This window comes from Acinetobacter brisouisimilis, assembly GCF_000368265.1.
Lineage (GTDB): Bacteria > Pseudomonadota > Gammaproteobacteria > Pseudomonadales > Moraxellaceae > Acinetobacter.
In genome coordinates this window covers 1,558,780-1,583,072 of sequence record NZ_KB851219.1, presented here as the reverse complement: position 1 = coordinate 1,583,072, position 24,293 = coordinate 1,558,780, and the positions used below count along the sequence as shown (strand labels likewise).

General features: G+C 41.5%; 23 protein-coding genes and 3 tRNA genes. 15 read left to right on the top strand and 11 right to left on the bottom strand.

Annotation, left to right across the window (positions count from 1 at the left end):
• Positions 1-7: 7 nt before the first annotated feature.
• Positions 8-1,057, bottom strand: coding sequence for an anthranilate phosphoribosyltransferase (trpD, locus tag F975_RS11260; protein ID WP_004753375.1), 1,050 nt, complete (start codon positions 1,055-1,057; stop codon positions 8-10).
• 8 nt (positions 1,058-1,065) lie between these two features.
• Positions 1,066-1,650 carry an anthranilate synthase component II gene (locus F975_RS11255; RefSeq protein ID WP_004753373.1) on the bottom strand — a complete coding sequence of 195 codons (585 nt, stop codon included), beginning with the start codon at positions 1,648-1,650 and terminating at the stop codon, positions 1,066-1,068.
• A gap of 768 nt (positions 1,651-2,418) precedes the next feature.
• Here F975_RS11255 and glnA point away from each other — a divergent pair.
• The 3 genes from glnA (at position 2,419) to F975_RS11240 (ending at position 4,885) form a co-directional block, all read left to right on the top strand.
• Positions 2,419-3,828 (top strand): type I glutamate--ammonia ligase, encoded by a 1,410-nt coding sequence (gene glnA / locus F975_RS11250; protein WP_004753371.1) that lies wholly within the window; start codon positions 2,419-2,421, stop codon positions 3,826-3,828.
• 105 nt (positions 3,829-3,933) lie between these two features.
• Positions 3,934-4,368 (top strand): MarR family winged helix-turn-helix transcriptional regulator, encoded by a 435-nt coding sequence (locus F975_RS11245; RefSeq protein ID WP_004753369.1) that lies wholly within the window; start codon positions 3,934-3,936, stop codon positions 4,366-4,368.
• A gap of 88 nt (positions 4,369-4,456) precedes the next feature.
• The gene (locus F975_RS11240; protein ID WP_004753366.1) at positions 4,457-4,885 is read left to right on the top strand and encodes an organic hydroperoxide resistance protein; all 429 of its coding nucleotides are present in this window, start codon (positions 4,457-4,459) and stop codon (positions 4,883-4,885) included.
• Positions 4,886-4,934: 49 nt separating this feature from the next.
• Here the strand turns inward: F975_RS11240 and F975_RS11235 are convergent, their stop codons facing one another.
• Both F975_RS11235 and F975_RS11230 read right to left on the bottom strand, forming a co-directional pair.
• The gene (locus tag F975_RS11235) at positions 4,935-5,201 is read right to left on the bottom strand and encodes a hypothetical protein (RefSeq protein WP_004753364.1); all 267 of its coding nucleotides are present in this window, start codon (positions 5,199-5,201) and stop codon (positions 4,935-4,937) included.
• 153 nt (positions 5,202-5,354) lie between these two features.
• Positions 5,355-5,430: transfer RNA gene (locus tag F975_RS11230), tRNA-Asn, on the bottom strand.
• A gap of 195 nt (positions 5,431-5,625) precedes the next feature.
• On the opposite strand from F975_RS11230, the gene phoA reads away from it, so the two are divergent.
• The gene (gene phoA, locus F975_RS11225; RefSeq protein ID WP_004753362.1) at positions 5,626-7,044 is read left to right on the top strand and encodes an alkaline phosphatase; all 1,419 of its coding nucleotides are present in this window, start codon (positions 5,626-5,628) and stop codon (positions 7,042-7,044) included.
• 255 nt (positions 7,045-7,299) lie between these two features.
• Here the strand turns inward: phoA and F975_RS11220 are convergent.
• The 4 genes from F975_RS11220 to F975_RS11205 all read right to left on the bottom strand — a co-directional run bounded on the left by F975_RS11220 (position 7,300) and on the right by F975_RS11205 (position 9,160).
• Positions 7,300-7,375: transfer RNA gene (locus F975_RS11220), tRNA-Asn, on the bottom strand.
• A gap of 4 nt (positions 7,376-7,379) precedes the next feature.
• Positions 7,380-7,455: transfer RNA gene (locus tag F975_RS11215), tRNA-Asn, on the bottom strand.
• Positions 7,456-7,624: 169 nt separating this feature from the next.
• Positions 7,625-8,251 carry a superoxide dismutase gene (locus F975_RS11210; protein WP_004753360.1) on the bottom strand — a complete coding sequence of 209 codons (627 nt, stop codon included), beginning with the start codon at positions 8,249-8,251 and terminating at the stop codon, positions 7,625-7,627.
• A gap of 150 nt (positions 8,252-8,401) precedes the next feature.
• Positions 8,402-9,160: a Nif3-like dinuclear metal center hexameric protein gene (locus tag F975_RS11205; RefSeq protein ID WP_004753358.1), complete on the bottom strand. Its 759-nt coding sequence runs from the start codon at positions 9,158-9,160 to the stop codon at positions 8,402-8,404.
• Between the two features lie 191 nt (positions 9,161-9,351).
• Here F975_RS11205 and F975_RS11200 point away from each other — a divergent pair, with 191 nt between their 5' ends.
• Positions 9,352-10,536 (top strand): S1C family serine protease, encoded by a 1,185-nt coding sequence (locus F975_RS11200; protein ID WP_004753357.1) that lies wholly within the window; start codon positions 9,352-9,354, stop codon positions 10,534-10,536.
• A 54-nt stretch (positions 10,537-10,590) separates the two neighbouring features.
• On the opposite strand, the gene F975_RS11195 is transcribed toward F975_RS11200, so the two are convergent.
• Together F975_RS11195 and radA are read right to left on the bottom strand one after the other, a co-directional pair.
• On the bottom strand, positions 10,591-11,550 hold the full coding sequence (locus tag F975_RS11195) for a Tim44 domain-containing protein (RefSeq protein WP_004753354.1): 960 nt from the start codon (positions 11,548-11,550) through the stop codon (positions 10,591-10,593).
• Positions 11,551-11,720: 170 nt separating this feature from the next.
• The gene (gene radA / locus F975_RS11190; protein ID WP_004753353.1) at positions 11,721-13,106 is read right to left on the bottom strand and encodes a DNA repair protein RadA; all 1,386 of its coding nucleotides are present in this window, start codon (positions 13,104-13,106) and stop codon (positions 11,721-11,723) included.
• Between the two features lie 226 nt (positions 13,107-13,332).
• Between radA and F975_RS11185 the strand changes: the two genes are divergently transcribed.
• The 7 genes from F975_RS11185 (at position 13,333) to xerC (ending at position 20,894) form a co-directional block, all read left to right on the top strand.
• Positions 13,333-14,745, top strand: coding sequence for an amino acid permease (locus tag F975_RS11185; RefSeq protein WP_004753351.1), 1,413 nt, complete (start codon positions 13,333-13,335; stop codon positions 14,743-14,745).
• Positions 14,746-15,068: 323 nt separating this feature from the next.
• Complete coding sequence (locus F975_RS11180; protein WP_004753350.1) at positions 15,069-16,466, top strand: amino acid permease; 1,398 nt, start codon at positions 15,069-15,071, stop codon at positions 16,464-16,466.
• A gap of 103 nt (positions 16,467-16,569) precedes the next feature.
• A complete protein-coding gene (gene lptM, locus F975_RS11175; protein WP_004753348.1) occupies positions 16,570-16,776 on the top strand; it encodes an LPS translocon maturation chaperone LptM in 207 nt (68 codons plus the stop codon).
• 15 nt (positions 16,777-16,791) lie between these two features.
• Positions 16,792-18,042, top strand: coding sequence for a diaminopimelate decarboxylase (gene lysA, locus F975_RS11170; RefSeq protein WP_004753345.1), 1,251 nt, complete (start codon positions 16,792-16,794; stop codon positions 18,040-18,042).
• A gap of 6 nt (positions 18,043-18,048) precedes the next feature.
• The gene (gene dapF, locus F975_RS11165; protein ID WP_004753343.1) at positions 18,049-18,894 is read left to right on the top strand and encodes a diaminopimelate epimerase; all 846 of its coding nucleotides are present in this window, start codon (positions 18,049-18,051) and stop codon (positions 18,892-18,894) included.
• A 250-nt stretch (positions 18,895-19,144) separates the two neighbouring features.
• Positions 19,145-19,966: an enhanced serine sensitivity protein SseB C-terminal domain-containing protein gene (locus F975_RS11160; protein ID WP_004753341.1), complete on the top strand. Its 822-nt coding sequence runs from the start codon at positions 19,145-19,147 to the stop codon at positions 19,964-19,966.
• A gap of 16 nt (positions 19,967-19,982) precedes the next feature.
• Entirely contained in the window at positions 19,983-20,894 is a 912-nt protein-coding gene (xerC, locus tag F975_RS11155) for a tyrosine recombinase XerC (protein ID WP_004753340.1), read from the top strand.
• Positions 20,895-20,899: 5 nt separating this feature from the next.
• Here the strand turns inward: xerC and F975_RS11150 are convergent, their stop codons facing one another.
• Positions 20,900-21,394 (bottom strand): Lrp/AsnC family transcriptional regulator, encoded by a 495-nt coding sequence (locus F975_RS11150; protein ID WP_004753338.1) that lies wholly within the window; start codon positions 21,392-21,394, stop codon positions 20,900-20,902.
• 114 nt (positions 21,395-21,508) lie between these two features.
• On the opposite strand from F975_RS11150, the gene F975_RS11145 reads away from it, so the two are divergent.
• The 3 genes from F975_RS11145 (at position 21,509) to F975_RS11135 (ending at position 24,222) form a co-directional block, all read left to right on the top strand.
• Entirely contained in the window at positions 21,509-22,114 is a 606-nt protein-coding gene (locus F975_RS11145; protein WP_004753337.1) for a LysE family translocator, read from the top strand.
• A 408-nt stretch (positions 22,115-22,522) separates the two neighbouring features.
• Positions 22,523-23,272 (top strand): electron transfer flavoprotein subunit beta/FixA family protein, encoded by a 750-nt coding sequence (locus F975_RS11140; RefSeq protein ID WP_004753333.1) that lies wholly within the window; start codon positions 22,523-22,525, stop codon positions 23,270-23,272.
• Positions 23,273-23,289: 17 nt separating this feature from the next.
• Positions 23,290-24,222, top strand: a complete 933-nt coding sequence (locus F975_RS11135) for an FAD-binding protein (RefSeq protein WP_004753331.1) — start codon at positions 23,290-23,292, stop codon at positions 24,220-24,222.
• The last annotated feature ends 71 nt before the right edge of the window (positions 24,223-24,293 follow it).

The following is a 24,293-nucleotide window of genomic DNA, read 5'->3' as shown; positions in this document are numbered from 1 at the left end:
CCGTTCCTTATGCGCTTTCAATCTGTTTTAGAGTTTTTGTAAATTCGGCAAAAACGCTCATTTTTTCTAGCGCCTGACCACCATCGATAATATCTTGAGCAAAAGCAACGCCTTGTTTGTAGTCTTTTGCCAAACCTGCGACATAGATACCTGCACCCGCATTGAGTGCAATCATATCGGCAGCTTTTCGCCCAATTTCTGATTTGTTCCGTCCAAGCGCATCTTTAATCAGTTTTAAGCTGGCTTCAGGACAGTCAATGATTAAGCCATGTAAACTTTGTGATTCAATTCCAACGTCTTCTGGGGTAATCACCCATGACTGAATTTCACCATTTTTGAGTTCGGCAATGGTGGTGGTTGCTGCAAGGCTGATTTCATCTAGACCATCTTTGGAATGCACGACCATGACATGTTCAGCGCCAAGTTGCTTCATGACCTCTGCCATTGGGTAGCATAACTCATCAGAAAACACACCAATTACGAGGCGTTTTACCCCAGCAGGGTTGGTGAGTGGGCCAAGCAAATTAAAAATGGTACGAATACCCAGTTCTTTACGTGGACCAATCGCATGCTTCATGGCGGTATGATGATTGGGTGCAAACAGGAAACCAATGCCCATTTCACGAATACAGCGCTCGGTTTGAGCAATGTTGAGATTGAGCTGAATGCCTGCTTGTTCAAGAAGATCTGATGAACCTGATTTGCTTGATACGCCCCGGTTGCCGTGTTTGGCAATACTTGCGCCTGCGGCAGCAATCACAAAACTGGATGCTGTAGAGACATTAAATAAGTTTTGTCCATCGCCGCCTGTGCCGACAATATCGATCAGATGCGGAACATCGCTGACATCAATTTTAATGGCTAGTTCGCGCATAACTTGCGCGGCAGCCGTAATTTCATCAATACTTTCACCTTTGAGGCGAAGTCCCATCAATAAAGCACCAATTTGGGCATCTGTGGCTTCACCTTGCATGATGCTACGCATGACATCCTGCATCTGGCTTTGGGTCAAGTGAATGTTTTTTGTAATATGGTTTAAAGCTTGTTGAATGTTCATGGCAACCGCTATTTGTAAATATCAAGAAAGTTTTGGAAAATTTTGTGTCCGTGCTGGCTCAGAATCGATTCTGGGTGGAACTGCACACCTTCAACAGGCAATGTCTTGTGTTTCACACCCATAATTTCTTCAATTGAACCATCTGCTTCTTTCGTCCAGCAGGTGACTTCCAGACACTCAGGCAATGTTGCTTGGTCAATCACCAAAGAGTGATAACGTGTTGCAGTAAATGGTGATGGTAGATCGCTAAAAATCCCAGTATTGCTATGGTACATGTCAGATAAACGACCATGCATGACATGTTTGGCACGTACAATTTTACCGCCAAAAGCCTGTCCAATACTTTGATGCCCCAAACACACGCCGAGCAAAGGAATTTTACCTGCAAAATGCTGAATGGCAGGAATTGAAATACCTGCTTCAGTTGGCGAGCAAGGGCCAGGACCAATCACCAGATACTTTGGTTGCCATCGTTCAATATCCTCTAATGAGACTTGATCATTGCGAACTACTTTTACTTCCTGATTTAATTCGCCAAAGTACTGGACGATGTTGTAAGTAAAGGAGTCGTAATTGTCTATCATTAGAAGCATGATATTTAACCTATTGAAGTGCATGCACGCTAGATGTGCTTAGTCCAAAATTACTGATATAGAACATAAAAGACCTTTATTGTAAGAGAAAAAATAAAGGTAATTTCTATAGCGAAAATCATCATAGCAAAAAATAACCATTTTTTGCTGAACTATTTCATGCTGAATTGTTGCATTCTCAACCAAGTGTCATCTGTGGATTTAATCAAAGTTGGCTAGAGTTTTTATGCCTGACTTAAATAAGATGAGGATCGGGAGGATTGTTCTAGTGAAATTTACAACGCACTAAACCTGCACAATATATGGGGCGGTGGTTGTGTCGTTAAGATTTAAGCTATGGGTTTTGCCTATGAATTTGATGTTTTTAAACCCAAATCGTAGATTAATTTGCTAAATGTAGAGATAACTATGCTTGTAATTGACATTAAATGTTCAAAAAAAAGCGTTACTGTATAAAAAAATAGCAATCAAATCGCCATAACCAGCTTATAAATGCACTGCATTACATCAAAAAAGAATAATTGCACTTTTTTGGTTCGTTTTGTGTGGTTTTTTGGGTAAAGCATAAGAAAATGTTTGAATATGGTGCATTTCATTTTGCACTCAGTATAATAATGATGAAATAATTGGCTAATATTTATTTAGAATATATATTTATCAATAATTTAGCTGATATTCGAAAAGTTGGCACGGGAGTTGCTTTATTACGTCCAACTTCTAACATGCACCTCATACGTGCAATAAAAATACTTGATTGGAGCATAGAGCATGGCGAACAAGGTCCTTGAACTCATCAAAGAAAGTGGCGCTAAGTGGGTCGATTTTCGCTTTACAGATACTATTGGTAAAGAGCAACATGTAACTTACCCTGCTGATTCAATTGATGAAGATACATTTGAAGATGGTAAAATGTTCGATGGTTCTTCAATTGCAGGTTGGAAGGGTATTGAAGCATCTGACATGATCTTGCGCCCAGACGCAGAAACATGTTTTATCGATCCGTTCTTCGCTGAACCAACTGTTGTAGTGACTTGTGACGTTATCGAGCCATCTACTGGTCAAGGTTATGAGCGTGACCCACGTTCAATCGCTCGTCGTGCGGAAGAATACTTAAAATCTACAGGTATCGGTGATACTGCATTCTTTGGTCCAGAACCAGAATTCTTTGTATTTGACGAAGTGAAATGGGATATCGACATGTCTGGCGCTCGTCATACATTGATCGCTGAAGAAGCTGCTTGGTCAACTGGTAAAGATTACGAGTCTGGTAACTCAGGTCACCGTCCACGTGTTAAAGGCGGTTACTTCCCAGTTCCACCTGTAGACTCTCACCACGACATGCGTGCTGAGATGTGTAACAAAATTGAAGACATCATGGGCGCTGGTCGTGTAGAAGTTCACCACCACGAAGTTGCATCTTGCCAGTTAGAAATTGGTGTAAGTTTCAACACTATGGTTCTTAAAGCTGACGAAGTACAACAATTCAAATATGTTGTTCACAACGTTGCACACCAATATGCAAAAACTGCTACCTTTATGCCTAAACCAATGGTAGGCGATAATGGTTCTGGTATGCACGTTCATATGTCTATCTCTAAAGATGGCAAGAACTTGTTTGCTGGTGATGAATATGCAGGTTTGTCAGAAATGGCACTTTACTTCATCGGTGGTGTGATCAAGCACGCTCGTGCATTGAACGCAATTACTAACCCTTCTACTAACTCGTACAAGCGTTTAGTTCCACACTTTGAAGCACCAATTATGCTTGCTTACTCAGCACGTAACCGTTCTGCTTCTATCCGTATTCCATACGTTTCTAGCCCTAAAGGCAAACGTATCGAAGCACGTTTCCCTGACCCAATGATGAACCCGTACTTAGGTTTTGCAGCATTGTTGATGGCTGGTATTGACGGTATCCAAAACAAGATCCACCCAGGCGAAGCTGCTGACAAAAACTTGTATGACCTTCCTCCTGAAGAAGAAGCAAAAATCCCTACAGTTGCTCACAGCCTAGAAATGGCGTTAGAAGCACTTCAAGCGGATCACGAGTTCTTGTTGAAAGGTGGCGTGTTCACTAAAGAAATGTTGGAAGCTTATATCGACCTTAAAATGGCAGATGTACGTCGTCTTAACACAACAACTCACCCAGTTGAATTTGATATGTACTACAGCTTGTAATTTTACAACTGTATTCATACCGAAAAAAGCTCGCCTTGTGCGGGCTTTTTTATTGCTGATCTTGGCTATAATAAGAAAAGATAACTGTTGTATGAGGATAAACTTTTGAGTGACGAGCGATTATTAAAACTAGATAACCAGCTTTGTTTTGCAGTGTATTCTGCCAACTTGGCATTTAATCAAAAATATCGCCAGTTACTTGCACCTCTAGGGATTACCTATCCTCAGTATTTGGTGATGTTGGTGCTTTGGGAGCGGGATCAGTTGACTGTTTCTGAAATCGGTAAGCGCCTTTATTTGGAATCTTCAACGCTGACTCCAATGTTAAAAAAATTAGAAAATTCAGGCTTGATTACTCGCCAGCGTTCCGAACAGGATGAACGACAAGTGTTAATTGGCTTAACTGAGCAAGGTGCGGCATTAAAACAACAAGCACAGATCATTCCTGAACTGATTCAGCAAACCAGTCAGTGTGATTTACAAACTTTAATTGAGTTGAAACATCAGCTTGAACAATTGCGTGCTAAATTGATCAAATAATTTACAGTTTAGTTGCTGTGAGTTATTGACTGAATATTTATATCGTGTACGATATATTTGTGTGATAACTAATTTAAAGGAAGAAATCATGTCATTAGAAAAAGTCGTATATACCGCAAAAGCCAAAGCAACAGGTGGGCGCGATGGTCGTGCCGTTTCAAGTGATGGTGTTTTGGACATACAACTGGGTGTGCCTAAAGAAATGGGTGGTGCAGGTGGTGCATTTACCAATCCTGAACAGTTGTTTGCTGCAGGTTATTCGGCATGTTTCCTTGGTGCATTAAAGTTTGTGGCAGCACGCGACAAATTTGATATGCCTAAAGATGCATTTATTGAAGGGGAAGTGGGTATTGGTCCAATTCCAACTGGCTTTAGTATTGAAGTGACACTAAATATTCACTTGCCTGGAATGCCACATGATGAAGCACAGAAACTGGTCGATGCGGCGCATATCGTTTGCCCATATTCAAATGCAACTCGTGGCAATATTGACGTGACTTTAAAGATCGTTGAATAAAATCTAATTTGATGTGAAAAAGGCTTATCTTTTGATAAGCCTTTTTTGATTAGCGTTGATCAGCGGTTTTTGCTTCAGGATCTTGTTTGAGCTTATCAAATTGTTGTTGAGAACTCATTGCCGCAGATGCATTGCTATCTTGTTGATATTTTTCAGCGTATTCAGCACGTTCTTGATCATATCGGGCTTTGGTCTTGACATCTTGAGAGGCTGCAATAAATAGTAAAAATACTAAAGCAATAGGAATAAGGAGTGCGATAGCAAAAATTGTCCAGCGCTTACGATCGCGAGCTCGGATTTCTTGTGGTGTTAACATGGGAAATATCCTAAATGGGGCGAAAAGAAACTGACTGACACAGTGCTTAGGTCGCTAGTTTAGAGGATCACTTCACTGAGTCAAAACAAATTCTGCTAGGAATTGGTAACTGCATTAAAAAAGCCCATAAGTAGACTTATGGGCTTTAGAATCTGGCTCTCCAACCTGGGCTCGAACCAGGGACCTGCGGATTAACAGTCCGTCGCTCTACCGACTGAGCTATTGGAGAATCTGGGTAAGGATTTTATGGATTACTTGAGTGGAGGTCAAGCCTCTATATGCGATTTTTTGATTTTTTGAGCTTAATTGTTTTAAAAATAATCAGTTATGCCTGTAATATCGCTTAGGAATTAAATCAAATTGCAATATAAATCCACTAATTTAAAGCAAGCGGCAAAACAATACAGATAACAGGAGCCTCTTTGTGAACTTAAAACCACTTTTACTCAGCAGTTGCGTGGCAATCGCAGTCAGTGCGTGCAATAGCCTGCCACAGACCACAACATCACAGAGTAGCTTAATTGCCCCACATGCTAAGGGACAGCTGGATCAGTTTTCAGGTGCAACCCGCCTAACTGCAGAGCGTAGTGAGGCGCTTAAGGCTTCGATCAGCTCTCGTCATGTCAAGCATGTGATTTTATTTATTGGGGATGGTACCAGTGACTCGGAAATCACCATCGCCCGTAATTATGTTGAAGGGGCAGGAGGTTATTTTAAAGGGATTGATGTTTTGCCATTTACAGGCAGCTATACCACCTATTCGGTCAATAAAGACAAAACCATTGATTATGTAACAGATTCGGCAGCATCAGCTTCTGCATGGGCAATGGGGATAAAAAACTATAATGGTGCAATTGGGGTCGATGTGCAGGCAAAAGCACATGAATCAATTTTAGCATTGGCAAAACGTGCAGGTTATGCAACGGGTAATGTCACCACAACTGAACTACAAGATGCGACACCTGCAGCATTGATTGCGCATGTCACCCATCGTAAATGCTATTCGCCATCTTCAACAGCAAAACTCTGCCCAACGAATACTTTGGAAAATGGTGGCTTGGGTTCGATTAGTGAACAACTGCTCGATGCACGTGCCGATGTAACTTTGGGTGGTGGTGCAACTTCATTTAATGAAATGGCAACTGCGGGGCAATATAAAGGTCAGACTTTATTAGCGCAGGCTCAGGCGCGCGGTTATAAAGTAGTTTCTAATGCTGATCAGTTAAGTCAACTCAGCACAGCCAATCAACAGCAACCTGTTTTAGGCTTATTTGCGCAAGGCAATTTACCTGTAAGCTGGATTGGCCCTAAAGCAGTACTGAATGGCAATAAACAAGCTGCACAGCGTTGCCAGATTAACCCTGCACGTGGGGCAGAGGTGCCAAGTTTGAGGATGATGACTGCAAAAGCGATTCAGCTTCTTGAGAAAAACCCAAAAGGTTTCTTCTTGCAGGTGGAAAGTGGTTCGATTGATAAACAAAACCATGCTGCTGATCCATGCGGGCAAATTGGTGAAACTGTGGCTTTAGATGAAGCAGTTCAAGAAGCACTGGCATTTGCTAAAACACATCCTGACACTTTAATTATTGTTACAGGTGATCATGCGCATACCAGCCAGATCATTCCTGTAGATGCTGATAGCCCAGGGAAAACCGCAAACTTGTTGACTAAAGACCAGTCGCCAATGGCTGTCAACTATGCCACTTCAACAGGGAATAGTCAGGAGCATACAGGTGCGCAAGTCCGTATTGCGGCTTATGGTCCACGTGCAGCGAATGTTTCTGGTTTAATTGATCAGACTGATTTGTTTTTTATTATGCGAGATGCTTTGAATATTCATTAGGCTTTTGAAGAGCAAGATAAATAGAATGAGTTTATGAAACAAGTTTAATCATAGGCTTGGTTGTTGAAATAAATGCACAGCTTGTCTGTGCATTTTTGTTGAGCCTGATTTGTAGGCTTAGAGCGGATTTGTTTGATTTGTATTCTGTTTAAACTCGGTATAGAGCGGCGTGAAACAAAATAAGGCTCGTTCATGATTGGTTATTTTTATATAAAAAAAAGCCCAGCATGTATGATGCAGGGCTTTCTCGAATCTTGGCTCTTCCACCTGGGCTCGAACCAGGGACCTGCGGATTAACAGTCCGTCGCTCTACCGACTGAGCTATGGAAGAATAGTGGCTCTCCAACCTGGGCTCGAACCAGGGACCTGCGGATTAACAGTCCGTCGCTCTACCGACTGAGCTATTGGAGAATCTGAAGCGCATTCTATGGATTACTGGCAGTTAGGTCAAGTTAAAAATCAAAAATAAATTTATTTGTTGGATTTATAATCACTTGTCTGGAGTAACTTTAAATTTAGGACATTTTAGTTATAAAAAAAGGCGTCAAATGACGCCTTTTTTAAAGTTTTCAAAGAAAACTTATTTTTCTACACCAGCAGCTTGACCAGCAAGTTTTGCATTTGCATAGTCCCAGTTCACTAGACTTTCTAAGAAAGTAGAGATGTATTTAGGACGTGCATTGCGGTAGTCGATGTAGTAAGCGTGTTCCCAAACGTCAATGGTTAATACTGCAACTTGACCGTGTGCAAGTGGAGTGTCTGCATTTGAAGTTTTCACGATAGACAAGTTACCGTTTACTTTGTCTGCAACTAACCAAGCCCAACCTGAACCAAATTGAGTTGCAGCAGCAGTGGCAAATTGTTCAGCAAATTTTTCGTAAGAACCGAAAGCTTCATCAATTTTTGCAGCAATTGCGCCAGTAGGTTTGCCGCCACCGTTTGGTGCAATAGAATTCCAGTAGAATGTGTGGTTCCAAACTTGAGCAGCATTATTGAAAATACCAGCTTTAGAAGCATCGCCAGCACTTGCAGTGATGATTTCTTCTAAAGATTTACCTTCAAGGTCCGTACCTTTAATCAGGTTATTCAAGTTAGTTACATAAGTTTGGTGATGCTTGTCGTGATGGAATTCTAAAGTCTCTTTCGAGATGTGTGGTTCAAGCGCATCATAACCATATGGAAGAGCAGGTAGGGTAATCGTTGTCATCTTTCTTTCCTTGCGTAAGCTGGGTTTGAAAATTTTGTGGTGAATAGTTTAATGTATTTTTCAACAAAAAACGTGGTTGATAAACAATGAAATACAATATACGTGCTGTTTTGTACAATGACAATTCTTTCAATCTGATTTAGATATTATTTAGATGGGATTGTCTTGTTCATAATAAATTGCTTCTACATCAAACTGCTTGGTAAGTGCTTGAGCCAGCCGTTGTACACCATAACGCTCAGTTGCATGATGCCCGCAAGCAAAGTAGTGTACGTTTAGCTCACGTGCTTCGTAAAACGTTCGTTCACTCACTTCACCTGAAATATAGGCATCGCAGCCTTGTTCTGCTGCTTGAGTAATAAAATCTTGTGCGGCACCTGTACAAAAACCAATTTTCTGAATTTTTTCAGTAGTCGATGGCAAATGGATAATCTCGCGAGAAAAAACCTCGGCAAGCTTTTGCTTAAATGCTGCGGCAGAAACGGCTTGTTTTAAATAGCCAATATTGCCAATCGGGTGGCGATCACCAGGATTGAGTGCCTGAATATTTTCAAACTGTAAAAGTTCTGCAATGGCAGCATTGTTGCCTAAACTTGGATGCGCATCTAAAGGCAGATGATAACCGACAAGTGAGATATCATGTTGAATCAGTTTTTTAATACGCGCACCACGCATGCCTGTAATTGGTGCAGGTTCACCTTTCCAGAAATAACCATGATGTACCAGTAATAGGTCAGCTTGTGCCTCAATTGCAGCATCAATGGCATCTAACGAAGCAGTTACTGCACAAACAATTTTTTTAACGTCTGCTTTGCCTTCGATTTGTAAACCATTTGGCGCATAGTCTTTAAATTCAGAGCTGAGTAAGGTTTGATCACACCACTGTAAAATATCCTGTAACTGCGCCATAAAATTCCTCATTCAGTTCAATTGGATCATTCCAAAATCACTGCTGTTGTTGTGAAGTTGATTAAGCTTATTGTAACTAAAGCTAGACAAAACCTTGCCAAGTTTTTAGCTTTTTATGAATATTTCATTTTACAATATTGACCCGAAAACTTTTTTGTTAATGAAGAAGATACCCGACAGAGGATGATAACGTGCGCAAAACCTTGACATGGTTGCCATGGGTTTTACTAATTTTTGTGATTTTAGGATTTACTGCATGGCAAAAGATGCAAAAACCCAAAGTAGTGGTTGCATCGGATGGTGTTGCTATGCCAATCGAGAAGCAGCAAGTATTGGTAGAACATAATCAGGAGGGAGGGGTACAGTCTTATCGTAATGCTGTAAAAGTTGCTGCGCCTGCGGTTGTGAATATTTTTACCACACAAAAAGTCAATCGTAGTGATAATGCCTTACTCAATGACCCCGTATTCCGTGAATTTTTTGGCAATCGCATACCTGAAGAACTCAACAAAAATGAAAATAGTTTAGGTTCAGGGGTTATTGTACGTGCTGATGGCTATATCTTAACCAATAATCATGTGATTGCTCAGGCCGATCAAATTGTTGTAGGTTTGAAAGATGGTCGCCGTGCAGAAGCTAAAGTGATTGGTACAGACCCAGATACCGATTTGGCTGTGATTAAAATAGATCTACAAAATCTGCCTGTTGTACCTTTTAAACTCAGTGGTAATGAAGTAGGGGATGTCGTTTTAGCGATTGGTAATCCATTTGGTGTGGGGCAAACCGTGACACAAGGAATTGTCTCGGCAACAGGACGCTCAGATTTAGGGATTAACACCTATGAAGATTTTATTCAGACCGATGCTGCGATTAACCCAGGTAATTCAGGTGGTGCATTAATTGATGTTGCAGGAAATTTGGTCGGTATCAATACTGCAATTTTTTCACAATCGGGTGGTTCACTTGGAATTGGTTTTGCAATTCCTGCCAGAATTTGCCAGCAAGTGTTTGATGCAATTTTAAAAGATGGTCGAGTCATTCGTGGTTGGTTGGGAATTAGTTTGATGCCGCCAAAACAGGATGCTCAATGGCAGTCATCTGCTGGCAATAGCGCAGGTGTTACGGTTGCAGGTGTATTGACAGGTGGTCCAGCAGCAGATGCGGGTGTACGTATTGGAGATAAAATTCTAAAAGTAAATCAGTATGATATTACTTCGGCATCACATTTGATTAATTATGTTGCATTACAGGCACCGAACAGTACCATTCATTTGGCAATTGACCGTAAAGGTACAGCGCTAGATTTGGCTGTGAAAGTTGGAGAGCGTAAGTTAAAAAATACCACCGCTCAGTATATTCCATTACCAAAACGCTAAATTTAGATGTAAAAAAATCAGTTGCAAGCAACTGATTTTTTTTGACTGCGAAAATTAGTTTTCGACTTGAATCCCTGCAACAAGCCAATCTTGCTGTGAACCTACAGGTTTTACAAAGTGCCAAACTTCAGTGAATGGCTGCGGTAAGCTATTCATGTCTTCAGAAACAGTTCCTGTAAAACGCACACTGACAACATACTGGCCATTTTCAGTCGCTGAACCTGCCACCATTGCATTGAGATTGCTAAATTCTGCAACGTCCTGATCTCGGTTTGCCATAATGTCCTGATACATTGAGTTATACAGTTCAGGCGTTAAGTAGCGGCGAATTTCTTCTATATTACTCGCACTGTTAACGGACTGAATATGGTTAAAACGCTGACGGGCGATACGTAAAAATGAAGCAGGCTCAGTACCATCAGGTAATTGGCTACCATTGTTCGTGTATGCTCCGCCAAAACCTTGGTTATTGCTCGCTGAGTTGCCACCTACGTTTTGACCAAAAATATTATTGGTACTTTCGTTTGTTGGGCTTGGCTGCGCTGTAAATGGAGCAGAACCTTGATTAGATACATATGGATTTGCTGCTTCAGATTTTTTGGCGCTCATTTTACGATAAATAAAGAAGCCAATGCCTCCGAGTAAAATCAGCCAGATCCAGCCTGGGATACCCGATTTCTTTTCAGCTTGAACATTTTGCTGTGGTGCGGATGTTGCAGTGCCATTATGGTCATTATTGGCTAAAGCGTGGGTCGCTAATGCACCAACGGCTGCACCTGCTGCACCTGCTGCGACCATTTTACCCAAATTTGAACCAGATTTTTGTGGTTGCGGTGCTGGGGCAGATGGTGCTTGGTAAGTAGAAGTTGGCTGTTGGTGTGGCTGACTTGGAGTAACAGAACGTGTCATGCCGTGGCTACGACCACCGCCTGCACGTTTTGCCTCAGCCAATGGTGATAGCACCAATGTTGCCATTAAAATACTCGCAACTAGGCCACGTTGGCGTGTGTTCATTGATTGTTCCTATATAAATACAGATTTTCCATTGCATTTATGCGGTTATTTGAACCGAATTTCAATAGTAAACGAGTAACTTTTATGCAGTTGAGGCCATACTGTAATCTGGTCGGTATGTTTTGCTGGATTTATAGCTATAAACTCTTAATAATTTACCTTTTGGTAAACTATTCGCTGAGTTGCATGGCTTCATGTAGGGCTTCATGCAAGCGCGCAACAGCAATAACCTGTACACCTGCAATTGGTTTTTGTGGCGCATTACCACGCGGTAAAATCACATATTTAAACCCATGTTTTACTGCTTCTTTGAGGCGTTCTTGCCCATTAGGAACAGGGCGAATTTCACCCGATAGCCCAACTTCACCAAAAACTGCAAGTTGTTGTGGAAAGGCTTTACCACGTAAACTAGAGGCACATGCCAGCAATACTGCAAGGTCTGAGCCTGTTTCAGTAATTTTTAAACCACCGACAATATTGACGTAGACATCTTGCCCTGTGGTTTGTACGCCACCATGGCGATGCATCACGGCAAGTAGCATGTTAAGACGGTTTTGGTCCAAACCGAGTGCGACACGGCGAGGTTGCCCCTGTGCGTCATCCACCAAAGCCTGAACCTCGACCAGTAAAGGACGCGTACCTTCACGACTGATCATGACCACCGAGCCTGGAATGGCTTCATCGTAACGACTCAAAAAGATGGCTGAAGGGTTTGCAACTTCACGTAAGCCCTTATCGGTCATGCCAAAAACCCCAAGTTCATTGACTGCGCCAAAACGGTTTTTTACCGCACGAATCATACGATAACGTGAGTCGGATTGACCTTCAAAATACAGTACACAGTCGACCATGTGCTCAAGAACACGTGGGCCTGCCAAAGCACCTTCTTTAGTGACATGTCCGACAAGAAATAAAGCTGTACCACTGTTTTTGGCAAAACGGGTGAGTAAGGCAGCAGACTCTCGAATCTGCGAGACACCACCAGGTGCAGATTGCAGGGTTTCAGTGTAGAGGGTTTGAATGGAATCCAGGATAGCAACAGCAGGGCGTTGCTGAGCCAACACTTCACAAATCCGTTCGACACAGGTTTCTGCCATGACCTTGAGCTGGTCGGTCGGTAGTTCGAGGCGCTGGGCACGTAGAGCGACCTGAGAAAGCGATTCTTCACCTGTAACATACAGCGCCGAATTTTTATGGCTCGCCATGTGCGTTGCAGTCTGTAATAAAATGGTCGATTTACCAATCCCTGGGTCACCACCAATTAAGACCACTGAACCTGTGACCAGACCGCCGCCTAAAACGCGGTCAAATTCGCCGATCCCTGTTACAAGTCGTGTTTCATGTGAAATGGAAATTTGATTGAGTGTGGTGATTTGCGCTGATTGTCCCGCATAGCCACCTGAAAATGATCCTGGTTTTGCTCGATGAGTAATGCTTGGTTCTATACGGATTTCAACTAAACTATTCCATTCACCACATTCAGAACACTGTCCCGCCCATTTAGAATGATCTGCTCCACATTGTTCACAGCGATAGACCGTTTTAACTTTACTCATGATTTAGTGCTTTTTTGTATAAAAAAAATAAAAAAGGGGCTTAACATTAGCATGTTCATCTGATAAAAAACACTAGAGATCATGGAATCGATCTTGTATGGCTCATGCTTTATAAACGGTGTCTTTTGGACGTCTGTGCCGTATGTGTTTTTTTTAAGCATCTAACTCTGAAATTGGAATGCTAATTGCTATTTGTTAGCAGCAACTCTGTTATGGATAATTATCAATGAGTTTTAACGAGCTAAATGATATTAACGCACCTGACGATTCGATTCATGAATTACAACGTAATTTACACAATCGTCATTTGCAGTTGATCGCTATTGGGGGTGCCATTGGCACTGGCTTGTTTATGGGGTCGGGTAAAACCATCTCATTGGCAGGCCCATCTATTTTATTAATTTATTTTATTATTGGAATTATGGTTTTTTTCCTAATGCGTGCATTAGGTGAACTTCTCCTGTCTAACCTGAATTATAAATCTTTTGTGGACATGTCTTATGACTTGATTGGTCCAAAAACAGGTTTTTATGTGGGTTGGACGTATTGGGTTGGCTGGGTACTTACGGGTATGGCTGACTTAACTGCTGTAATTAACTACCTCACTTTCTGGCTCCCACCGGATATGCAGTTTACACCTGCGGGGCAAGCGTTAATTAGTGCAGGCTGTGTGCTTTTCTTAATGTTATTGAACCTATTGACAGTGCGCTTGTTTGGTGAGACTGAATTTTGGTTCGCAATTGTTAAAATCGTGGCAATTATTGCTTTGATCTGTGCGGGTGCGTACATGGTGTTTACAGGTTATCACTCACCAAACGGTGATGTGGCATCTTTGAGCAACATTTGGGCACACGGTGGTATTTTCCCGAAAGGGGTTGAAGGTTTCTTGGCAGGTTTCCAGATTGCGATTTTCGCATTTATTGGGGTAGAGCTTGTCGGAACTTCGGCTGCTGAAGCGAAAGACCCTCACATCAACTTGCCAAAAGCAGTTAATGCAATTCCTGTACGTGTCATCTTGTTCTACGTATTGTCATTAACTGTGGTGATGTCTGTGATTCCTTGGAATCATGTCATTCCAAACAAGAGTCCATTTGTTGAATTGTTCCTTATGGCAGGTATTCCAACTGCTGCGGTGATTATGAACTTGGTGGTTTTATCATCTGTAATGTCATCAATGAACAGCGGGATCTTCTCAACCAGTCGTATGCTTTACGGTCTGGCAAAAGATGGTCAGGCGCCGAAGAAATTAGGAAAATTATCAAAAAGTGCAGTTCCTGCAAATGGTTTGATGTTCTCTTGTGCATGTATTATGGGTGGTGCAATCCTTCAGTTCTTTGTACCAGACACTATTACTGCGTTTACTCTGGCAACAACTTTGTCTGTAATTTTGTTCGTATCGGTATGGATCCTGATTATGGTGAACTATATCCGTTATCGTAAATTACGTCCTGAGTTGCATGAAAAATCGACATTTAAAATGCCTGGTGGTGTGTTTATGTCGTATGTTGTTATTGCGTTCTTTATTTTTACAATCTGTATTTTGGTGCTTGAGCCAGATACTCGCCAGTCACTATTGATTAGTCCATTGTGGCTACTGATTTTAGCGATTGGTTATATGTTTAAGAAAAAGAAAGCATAATCAATGATTAAGTGAACTTAAACTCTCCATCTGGGGAGTTTAAGTTATTATAAGAAATGTAAATTAAAAAAAATCTCATTCGCACTACTTTGGTTCAATACGATCAAAAATAGGTTCTTGCTTTGCTATAATATGGTGCGATTTTAATTTGTAAGTCTCTTTATTACATACATATTTATAAAGTTGCTCTAACTTGGTTCTATTTTAGAAAAATCAAAATCATCTCATGACAGATTCCCGCAATAGAGTCTTATAAGGGGCTATTGTCTTTTTGACTGTATTGCATCAAAGGGAGAGTGAACACAAATGAAAGGTAATACGACATGAAACAACAGTCAGTCGAACACAATGAGCTAAGTAAAAGCTTGTCCAATCGCCATTTACAGTTGATTGCAATTGGCGGTGCAATTGGAACAGGTTTATTTATGGGGTCAGGTAAAACCATCAGTCTGGCGGGGCCTTCCATCATATTTATTTATATGATTATTGGCTTGATGGTGTTTTTTGTTATGCGAGCCTTGGGTGAACTCTTACTCTCCAATTTAAACTATAAGTCATTTATTGATTTTTCTACTGACTTAATTGGCCCTTGGGCGGGTTATTTTGTAGGGTGGACATACTGGTTGTGCTGGATCACGATCGGGATTGCTGACCTATCTGCGATTATTAACTATTTGCAGTTTTTTAATGGTGGACATCCATTTAGCCCTGGGGAAAGTGCCCTGATTTGTGCCACCTCGATTTTCTTTATTATGGGGCTGAATCTGGTTACCGTAAAACTGTTTGGTGAGATGGAATTCTGGTTTGCTCTGATCAAGATTATTGCGATTGTTGTGCTCATCGCTGTGGGTCTATGGATGATCTTTACAGGTTTTACTGCGCCTACAGGTGAGGTTGCTTCATTTACTCATTTATGGGCAAATGGTGGTTTCTTTCCCACAGGTTCGACAGGCTTTTTAGCAGGCTTTCAGATCGCTATTTTTGCTTTTGTTGGTGTGGAGTTGGTTGGTACAACGGCAGCAGAAACTCGTGATCCAGAACGTAACTTGCCTAAAGCAGTGAATTCTATTCCTGTGCGGATTATTATTTTCTATGTTTTTGCATTGGTGATTGTGATGTCAGTCACACCGTGGGATAAGATTAACCCAAGTGTTAGTCCATTCGTAAATTTGTTTAGTCACGCGGGTATTGCGGCGGCAGCTATTATTATGAATTTGGTGGTGCTGTCTTCTGTCATGTCTTCCATGAATAGTGGTGTGTTTTCGACTAGCCGTATGCTATTTGGTTTGTCGCGCGAAGGGCAAGGTCCAAAACTGTTTGGTAAATTAAGCCCACGTTTAGTTCCTGCCAATGCTTTATATTTCTCAGCATTTTGTTTACTTGGTGGTGCTGCACTTCAGTATTTTGTACCCAATACGATTGAAGCCTTTACCTTAGCAACTACATTGTCAACGATACTGTTTATTTGTGTGTGGCTGATTATCATCTGGAGTTATATTAACTACTATAAAACGCGCCCAGAGTTACACCAGCAGTCCAAGTTTAAATTGCCTGGTGGTTTGGTGACCTGTTGGGTGGTGATTATTTTCTTCATTGGTATGATTTATGTCTTGTCTTTGGAGCCAGATACTTTAAAAGCTTTAAAGGTTAGCCCAATCTGGTTCTTGATTTTGCTGATCGGGTATTTCTTTTTTAAGCCCAAAAAAATCAGTAAACATTAAAGCAAAACGCCAGTTTTAAACTGGCGTTTTTTATTTTAGAAATACTTTGGTCAGAACAGGGTTCAAGGTATACTGCTTTTTAGTTTACATACAGGTGATGTCTATGATGCGTCAAATGATTGCTGTGATTAGCTTGCTGGCGACAGGTCTAAGCTTGGTGGGTTGTGGGCAGGCTGGAGATTTACAGTTACCAAACGATCCAAATTTGGATACTCGTCCAAAGTATCTGCTTTACCATCGTCATGAACAGCCAAATGCTGCATCTGAAGTCAATACCTCAGCTTCTACACCATCTTCTAAAGTTCAGTAATTTTAAGGATTTATCATGAGTTTTACCCGCATTCAAGGGGTTTTGCATGCTGAACAATGTTCTTTGGAACAGCTTGCACAGCAATTTTCTACACCGCTTTATGTGTATTCAAAAGCCAGCTTTGAAAAGCATTATTTAGATATGGATCAGGCATTTAGCTTTATTGATCATCAAATCTGCTTTGCGGTGAAGTCAAACTCAAATTTAGCTGTGTTAAATGTCTTGGCAAAATTGGGTGCGGGATTTGATATTGTCACAGGTGGTGAGCTGGCTCGTGTGTTGGCAGCAGGTGGTGATCCAAGTAAAGTGGTGTTTTCAGGTTTAGGTAAATCTGAAGCCGATATTGAAAAAGCCCTGAATGTCGGCATTGCATGTTTCAATGTGGAATCACATGCTGAGCTGGATCGCATTGAAAAAGTGGCGGCGCGTTTAGGTAAAAAAGCGCCGATTTCTTTACGTGTAAATCCTGATGTTGATGCTAAAACTCATCCTTATATTTCGACAGGCTTAAAAGAAAACAAATTTGGTATTCCAAGTGATAGCGTGTTTGAAACTTATCAATATGCACACAGTCTTGAACAATTAGATGTTGTGGGAATTGACTGTCATATTGGGTCACAGTTGACAGAAACTCAGCCGTTTGTCGATGCACTGGATCGCGTTATGCTTATGATCGAACAGCTTAAAACGCTGGGTATCCAGTTAAAGCATGTCGATATCGGTGGCGGTCTGGGGGTCACTTATAAAGATGAAGTGCCGCCAAGTGTTGTTGAATATGCCAATGCATTGCGTCCTGCTTTAGAAAAACTGGGCTTAAAAGTTTATATGGAACCAGGTCGAAGCATTAGTGCCAATGCGGGTGTGCTCCTGACTAAAGTTGATTTGTTGAAACCAACCAATCACCGCAACTTTGCGATTGTTGATGCAGCGATGAATGACCTGATTCGTCCGTCATTGTATGAAGCGTGGATGGATATTCAGCCAGTAACACCACGTCAGGACACTGAAACCAAAGCATGGGATGTGGTTGGCGCAATCTGTGAAACGGGTGACTTTTTAGGTAAAGACCGCGAGTTGGCTCTACAGGAAAATGACACCTTGGCCGTGTTGGGTGCAGGAGCGTATGGTTTTGTCATGAGCTCGAATTACAATAGTCGTGGTCGTGCTGCTGAAGTGATGGTTGATGGTGATCAGGCATATGTCATTCGTGAACGTGAAAGCATAGAATCTTTATGGGAAAAAGAGCGTTTATTGCCTCAGGAGTAATTGTTGATGTTGTTAGAATTTACCAAAATGCATGGTTTGGGCAATGACTTTGTGGTGATTGATCTGATTCGTCAGCGTGCCTACTTGGATGCCGTAACTATTCAGCGTATGGCGCATCGCCATTTTGGTATTGGGTTTGATCAGCTTTTGATTGTTGAGCCACCTGATTTTCCAAACGTCGACTTTAAGTACCGTATTTTCAATGCCGATGGTTCTGAGGTTGAGCAATGTGGTAATGGTGTGCGTTGTTTTGCACGCTTTGTACACGAACGTCAATTGACACATAAAACTAAAATTAAAGTACAGACCAAGGCAGGTATCGTTGAGCCTGAATTGGGGCCAAATGGTTGGGTGCGGGTGAATATGGGTTATCCAAAATTCTTACCGCAAGAAATTCCATTTGTTGCCGATGAGCAAGAAGAACTTTATCGTCTTGATCTGGCAAATGGTCAGAACCTGTTGATTGATGTTGTGAATATGGGTAACCCACATGCAGTGACCATTGTGCCTGATGTTTTGACGGCAGATGTTGCAAACCTGGGACCACAAATTGAATCACATGTGCGTTTCCCTGAACGTGTTAATGCTGGTTTTATGCAGATTGTAGATGAAAAGCATGCGCGTTTACGTGTGTTTGAACGTGGAGTCGGTGAAACATTGGCCTGTGGTACAGGGGCGTGTGCAGCAGCAGTCAGCGCTATGCGCCGTGGCTTGCTTGCAAGTGAAGTCGAAATCCAGCTTGCAGGTGGTTCATTGCATATTGCGTGGCGTGATGGTGATGTGGTCTGGATGACTGGCCCAACAGCTAACGTCTATGAAGGACGCTTTGATTTACGTTATTTTCAAAGCTAAATTGTGATCCCCCAAGCCAGATGATGGTCTGGGTTGGGGGCTATTTAATGTTTTCCTTATTTTTATAAACATAACAGATCTCGTATTTTCTTTTTTTGTATTCAATTTTCATCAACCATTTGATGCTTCAGTGTTTGAAACATAATTCGTGTTACTCAGTTAATTTTTTGATCTTGAAGCTGCTTGATTATGTAATGGAAGTTTTTCATACTGTAAGTATTAAAAAAATCATACTGCCTAGAGTAAAATTATGCAAAATCAAATGCAGGAACAACAACTTGAGCAATTATTAGAAAAAGCAGCCAAAGAACCTGCATACCGTCCAGAATTTTTACAGCAATTATTGATTGGGCATATTTACTGCTTAGGTGTCACAGATCGAACGACTCAGCCGATGAAAACCGAGCAAATTCACATGAAACAAGGTGATGAACTGCATCTGCAAAAATGGAAAAAAGCGGATGGGACAGAAGCATTACCATTTTTCTTGTCACTAGAAACCTTGCAGCAGTCCATTGAAGAAGAACATTCGTATTTATATCTTCCAACGCAGCAGTTTTTTGAAATGACACTTGGAGACACATTGGTAATGAACCCGATGTCAGCTTATGGCAAAGAATTTAGCCCAAGTGAAATTCGTCAGCTCTTGCAAATTGATGCAGGTCAGGTCGAAAGTTATGAAGTCCAGCAAGACACCGAAGTTTTACTTGGACAACCCACTGAATATCCTTATAAGCTGTTGTTACAGCTACAAAAATTCTTGCAAACCAAGCCGCAGGTACAAGCCGCGTATTTGGCACTGATGCATAACCCACAGCGTGATGCTAAACCGACTTTAATGATTGGCTTGCAACTGGACATGCAGCAACCATTGCAACTGGATCAGTTGATTCAGCAGATAGGGCAAGTTGCCTTTGAGAGTCTGGATCAACCAAGTCTTGTAGATTTGACGATTATTGATGATCAAAAAAATGATGGTCTGAGTCGTTATATGCGTGAAGAAACCACACCATTTTATCAGCGTGAACAACCTGAAAAACGCCGTGGTATGCTAACCCGATTTTTTTCTTAATGAATAGGCTGATTTTATGGATATGTTCGAATTGCTTCATATATGGCTGAATTCTCGTAAAATTCAGCAGCAGTCCGAGCATACATTGTCAGCTTATGAACGTGATGTTCGGGATTTTCTAAATTTTTGCCAACGCAAGAAGTTAGATCTTAATAATATTGCCTCGGCTGATCTGCGTGAATACTTGGCAGAAAAAGTGGAACGGCAACAACTGGCGACCAGTAGTTTGCAGCGTGCTTTGAGTGCGATTCGCCAGTTTATGCAGTGGGTTGAACAGCAACAAAAAATTGCCCAAAATCCAGCCAAAGATTTCCGTTTAAAGCGCCAACCAAGGGCGTTACCAGGTATGTTGGATATTGAAACCATTTTACAAATTCTGGAACAGCCTGCACCTGAAAAGCCTTTAGAGCAACAGCTCTGGCTGCGAGATAAAGCTATGTTGGAGTTGCTTTACTCCAGTGGCCTGCGTTTGGCAGAATTACAAAGCCTAAATCTGCAAGATCTGGATTTTGAACGACAGCAGGTACGCGTAACGGGTAAAGGCGATAAAACCCGTATTGTGCCTTTTGGACAAAAAGCCAAGCAGAGCTTACATCGCTGGCTGCAAATGGCAGCAATTTGGATGGGGCAGAGCTTGCAACCAAACAGTGCAGTGTTTATTTCTCAGCGTGGTACGCGTCTAACACCACGTCAGATTGAAAATCGTGTCAAAGCCCAAGCATTACGAGCAGGGGTAAATGTTGATTTACATCCACATTTGCTCAGGCATTGTTTTGCCAGTCATTTGCTTTCGGCAAGTGGTGATTTGCGTGGCATTCAGGAAATGCTCGGGCATAGCAACTTGAACACAACACAAATCTATACGCATATTGATTTTGATCGTTTAGCACAAATTTATGATCAGGCACATCCGCGTGCGCAAAAGTAAAGTTCCTAGTATTCGTCCAGAGGTAACTGATAACTTTGCTTAATAATCTGGCTGGGTAAATCGGTTTTCACGCTGGTAATACCATTTTTCTTGGTCAAATGGCTGGACTGAAACTTGCGGTAACTTTCCAGATCAGGAACCACCACTTTGAGCATGGCATCACATTCACCCAAGATGATGTAACATTCCATGACTTGCGGTAACTCTTTCATGGCTTCAATAAAGCAGTCAATGGTTTCCGCATCCTGACCGATCAGCCAAATCCGAGAAAACAAAATCAAAGAGAAACCGACCTTTTGTGGGTCAACCAGAGTGGTATAACTTTGAATCACGCCTGCTTCTTCGAGAAGTTTTACGCGCCGTAAACAAGAGGAGGGTGATAGTCCCACTTGCTTGGCAAGATCGTTGTTTTGAATCCGTCCATTCTGTTGTAAATGAAGAATAATATTTTTGTCGATACGATCGAGTTTTATTGATATAGAATTATTTATTTGTTTCATAAATTAGAATTAAATTCGAAAAATAATTTTAATTATAGAATATTTGCAAGCCTATTTGATTGGTTTTTTTGGACAATATAGAGACTTTATTTTGTTGTTTTAAAGGCAAAAGTGATGTCTGACTTTACATTATTTGCACTCACCATCATTCCGCTGGTATTAACGCCAGGGCCCGATATGTTATTTGTACTTTCACAGGCGATGGGTAAAGATTTTAAGTCAGGCATGATGGCAACTTTTGGCGTGTGTTCTGGCTATCTGGTACATTCGGTACTGGTTGCACTGGGAATTTCCGCGATTATTGTATCCTATCCGATGCTATTTAATGCGATTCGATTTTTTGGGGTTGCATACTTAGTGTACCTTTCAATTCAGTTATTTCGTTCAGCATTTCAGAGTAAAGGTATTCGGTTATCGGCGGCACAGACCCATAATCCCATTCGCAAAGGCTTTGTAACGTCATTGCTAAATCCCAAAGTCATGCTGATTTATTTTGCAATCTTGCCGCAATTTATGCATAGCAAAGGCAACCCTGTGGTTGAAGGTTTGCTCTTGTCTTTAATTTTTATAAGTTCATGTATTATCGTATATTTGGTACTAACATTTATTGTGGTCAAAATGACAGAGAAAGCAGGTTTTGATCAGCAGAAACAAAAATGGGTCGATGCGACCTCTGCGAGCATGATTATGCTGGCGGCTACATGGCTCATTGCTCACTAAATTAAAAACTCTTTTCTGCCAGCATATTGCTGGCTTTTTTATATTGGTGAATATCGTATTTATGACAATATCGCAGAGATTATTTTTTGCCCTACTTATCAGTAGATGTGGGTATTTCTGATGTTAGTCATGAGCAAAATTGATGATTTTGATAAAAATGACCTATGAGTTTAATTTTTTAAATCATTGTTTTTTATCTTAAAAATTAATAGAAACTCAGGTAGAATATGCCGCGTAAAGCTTTTCTTTGAACTGGCCAATTCACGTTTTTAACATAATTTCAGTCTCTGTTGAGAAATTGTGACTTGACCGAAATGCCAAACGCATTGCAAGATAGGCAACGAAACAAATTTTTGAAAAGTATCGCACTTTTCTTCTAGATCATTGGATACTACAGCCGAGGAATACATGAAGGCTCTTGTTGCTGTCAAACGTGTGGTCGATGCCAACGTTAAAGTTCGCGTTAAGCCGGACAATAGTGGTGTTGATTTAACCAACGTAAAAATGTCAATTAACCCATTTTGTGAAATCGCAGTCGAAGAAGCGGTTCGCTTAAAAGAAAAAGGCATTGTTTCTGAAATCGTAGTGGTTTCAGTGGGTGCAAAAGAAGCTCAGGAACAAATTCGTTCTTCTATGGCGCTTGGTGCTGACCGTGGCATCTTGGTTGAAACAGCTGATGAGCTAGGTGCTTTAGAAGTTGCGAAAATCCTGAAAGGTGTTGTGGCGCAAGAACAACCACAATTGATTCTTTTGGGTAAACAAGCCATTGATGATGACTCTAACCAAGTGGGTCAAATGTTGGCAGCACTTTTAGGTTCAGGTCAGGCTACATTTGCATCTGAAGTGAAAGTTGAAGGTGAAAAAGTTCAAGTTACCCGTGAAATTGACGGTGGTTTACAAACAATTGAACTGAAGTTACCTGCAATCGTTACCACTGACTTGCGTTTGAATGAACCGCGTTATGCGGCTTTGCCGAACATTATGAAAGCACGTAAAAAACCGTTGGATACAAAATCTCCTGCGGACTATGGCGTAGCTACTGGTAGTAAGCTGAAAACTTTAAAAGTTGAAGCACCAGCAGAACGTCAAGCGGGCGTACAAGTGAAATCTGTAGATGAGCTTGTTGATAAACTTAAAAATGAAGCGAAAGTGATCTAAAAGGCAGGGATAACATCATGAGTATTTTAGTCATCGCTGAGCACGACAACCAAACTTTAAATGGCGCAACCTTAAACGTTGTTGCAGCAGCGCAAAAAATTGGTGGCGACACCACTGTTCTTGTAGCTGGTTCAGGTGCACAAGCTGTTGCCGATGCCGCAGCAAAAGTTGCAGGTGTTAGCAAAGTTCTACTGGCTGACAATGCAGTCTATGCCAACCAACTAGCAGAAAACGTTGCTGGATTAATTGCTGATTTGGGTAAAGGCTATAGCCAAATTTTGGCAGCAGCAACCACGACTGGTAAAAACATTTTGCCACGTGTTGCAGCTTTGCTGGATGTGAGCATGGTAAGTGATGTAATTGCGGTTGAATCAGCCAATACTTTCAAACGCCCAATTTATGCAGGCAATGCGATTGCCACTGTACAATCAGAAGAAGCAATCATTGTTGCGACTGTACGTACTACTGCTTTTGATGCGGTTGCAGCAGAAGGTGGTGCAGCAGCTGTTGAAGCAGTAAGTGAAGCTAAAGATGCAGGCGTATCGAAATTCGTTTCAGAAGAAATCGTAAAAACTGAACGTCCAGAGCTTTCAGGTGCACGCATCGTTGTATCTGGTGGTCGTGGTGTGGGTTCAGGTGAAAACTACCACAAAGTACTTGATCCATTGGCAGACAAACTGGGTGCAGCACAAGGTGCATCTCGTGCTGCGGTTGATGCGGGCTTTGTACCAAACGACATGCAAGTGGGTCAAACAGGTAAGATTGTTGCGCCAGACTTGTATATCGCGGTTGGTATCTCAGGTGCGATTCAGCACTTGGCAGGTATGAAAGATTCTAAAGTGATCGTTGCGATCAACAAGGATGAAGAAGCACCAATCAATGCGGTTGCAGACTACTGGTTGGTGGGTGATTTGAATGAAGTTGTACCTGAACTGGTATCTAAGCTTTAATTGAGTCATTTTAAAAAAAACTCTGCTTCGTGCAGAGTTTTTTTATGCTTTAAATTTGTGTTTGAGCAATT

Bases quoted from the DNA above. Each gene is read 5' to 3' on its own strand.
- trpD (WP_004753375.1), bottom strand. From the start codon at position 1,057: ATGAACATTCAACAAGCTTTAAACCATATTACAAAAAACATTCACTTG.
- F975_RS11255 (WP_004753373.1), bottom strand. From the start codon at position 1,650: ATGCTTCTAATGATAGACAATTACGACTCCTTTACTTACAACATCGTC.
- glnA (WP_004753371.1), top strand. From the start codon at position 2,419: ATGGCGAACAAGGTCCTTGAACTCATCAAAGAAAGTGGCGCTAAGTGG.
- F975_RS11240 (WP_004753366.1), top strand. From the start codon at position 4,457: ATGTCATTAGAAAAAGTCGTATATACCGCAAAAGCCAAAGCAACAGGT.
- F975_RS11235 (WP_004753364.1), bottom strand. From the start codon at position 5,201: ATGTTAACACCACAAGAAATCCGAGCTCGCGATCGTAAGCGCTGGACA.
- F975_RS11210 (WP_004753360.1), bottom strand. From the start codon at position 8,251: ATGACAACGATTACCCTACCTGCTCTTCCATATGGTTATGATGCGCTT.
- F975_RS11205 (WP_004753358.1), bottom strand. From the start codon at position 9,160: ATGGCGCAGTTACAGGATATTTTACAGTGGTGTGATCAAACCTTACTC.
- F975_RS11195 (WP_004753354.1), bottom strand. From the start codon at position 11,550: ATGAACACACGCCAACGTGGCCTAGTTGCGAGTATTTTAATGGCAACA.
- radA (WP_004753353.1), bottom strand. From the start codon at position 13,106: ATGAGTAAAGTTAAAACGGTCTATCGCTGTGAACAATGTGGAGCAGAT.
- F975_RS11185 (WP_004753351.1), top strand. From the start codon at position 13,333: ATGAGTTTTAACGAGCTAAATGATATTAACGCACCTGACGATTCGATT.
- F975_RS11180 (WP_004753350.1), top strand. From the start codon at position 15,069: ATGAAACAACAGTCAGTCGAACACAATGAGCTAAGTAAAAGCTTGTCC.
- lptM (WP_004753348.1), top strand. From the start codon at position 16,570: ATGATGCGTCAAATGATTGCTGTGATTAGCTTGCTGGCGACAGGTCTA.
- lysA (WP_004753345.1), top strand. From the start codon at position 16,792: ATGAGTTTTACCCGCATTCAAGGGGTTTTGCATGCTGAACAATGTTCT.
- dapF (WP_004753343.1), top strand. From the start codon at position 18,049: ATGTTGTTAGAATTTACCAAAATGCATGGTTTGGGCAATGACTTTGTG.
- F975_RS11160 (WP_004753341.1), top strand. From the start codon at position 19,145: ATGCAAAATCAAATGCAGGAACAACAACTTGAGCAATTATTAGAAAAA.
- xerC (WP_004753340.1), top strand. From the start codon at position 19,983: ATGGATATGTTCGAATTGCTTCATATATGGCTGAATTCTCGTAAAATT.
- F975_RS11150 (WP_004753338.1), bottom strand. From the start codon at position 21,394: ATGAAACAAATAAATAATTCTATATCAATAAAACTCGATCGTATCGAC.
- F975_RS11145 (WP_004753337.1), top strand. From the start codon at position 21,509: ATGTCTGACTTTACATTATTTGCACTCACCATCATTCCGCTGGTATTA.
- F975_RS11140 (WP_004753333.1), top strand. From the start codon at position 22,523: ATGAAGGCTCTTGTTGCTGTCAAACGTGTGGTCGATGCCAACGTTAAA.
- F975_RS11135 (WP_004753331.1), top strand. From the start codon at position 23,290: ATGAGTATTTTAGTCATCGCTGAGCACGACAACCAAACTTTAAATGGC.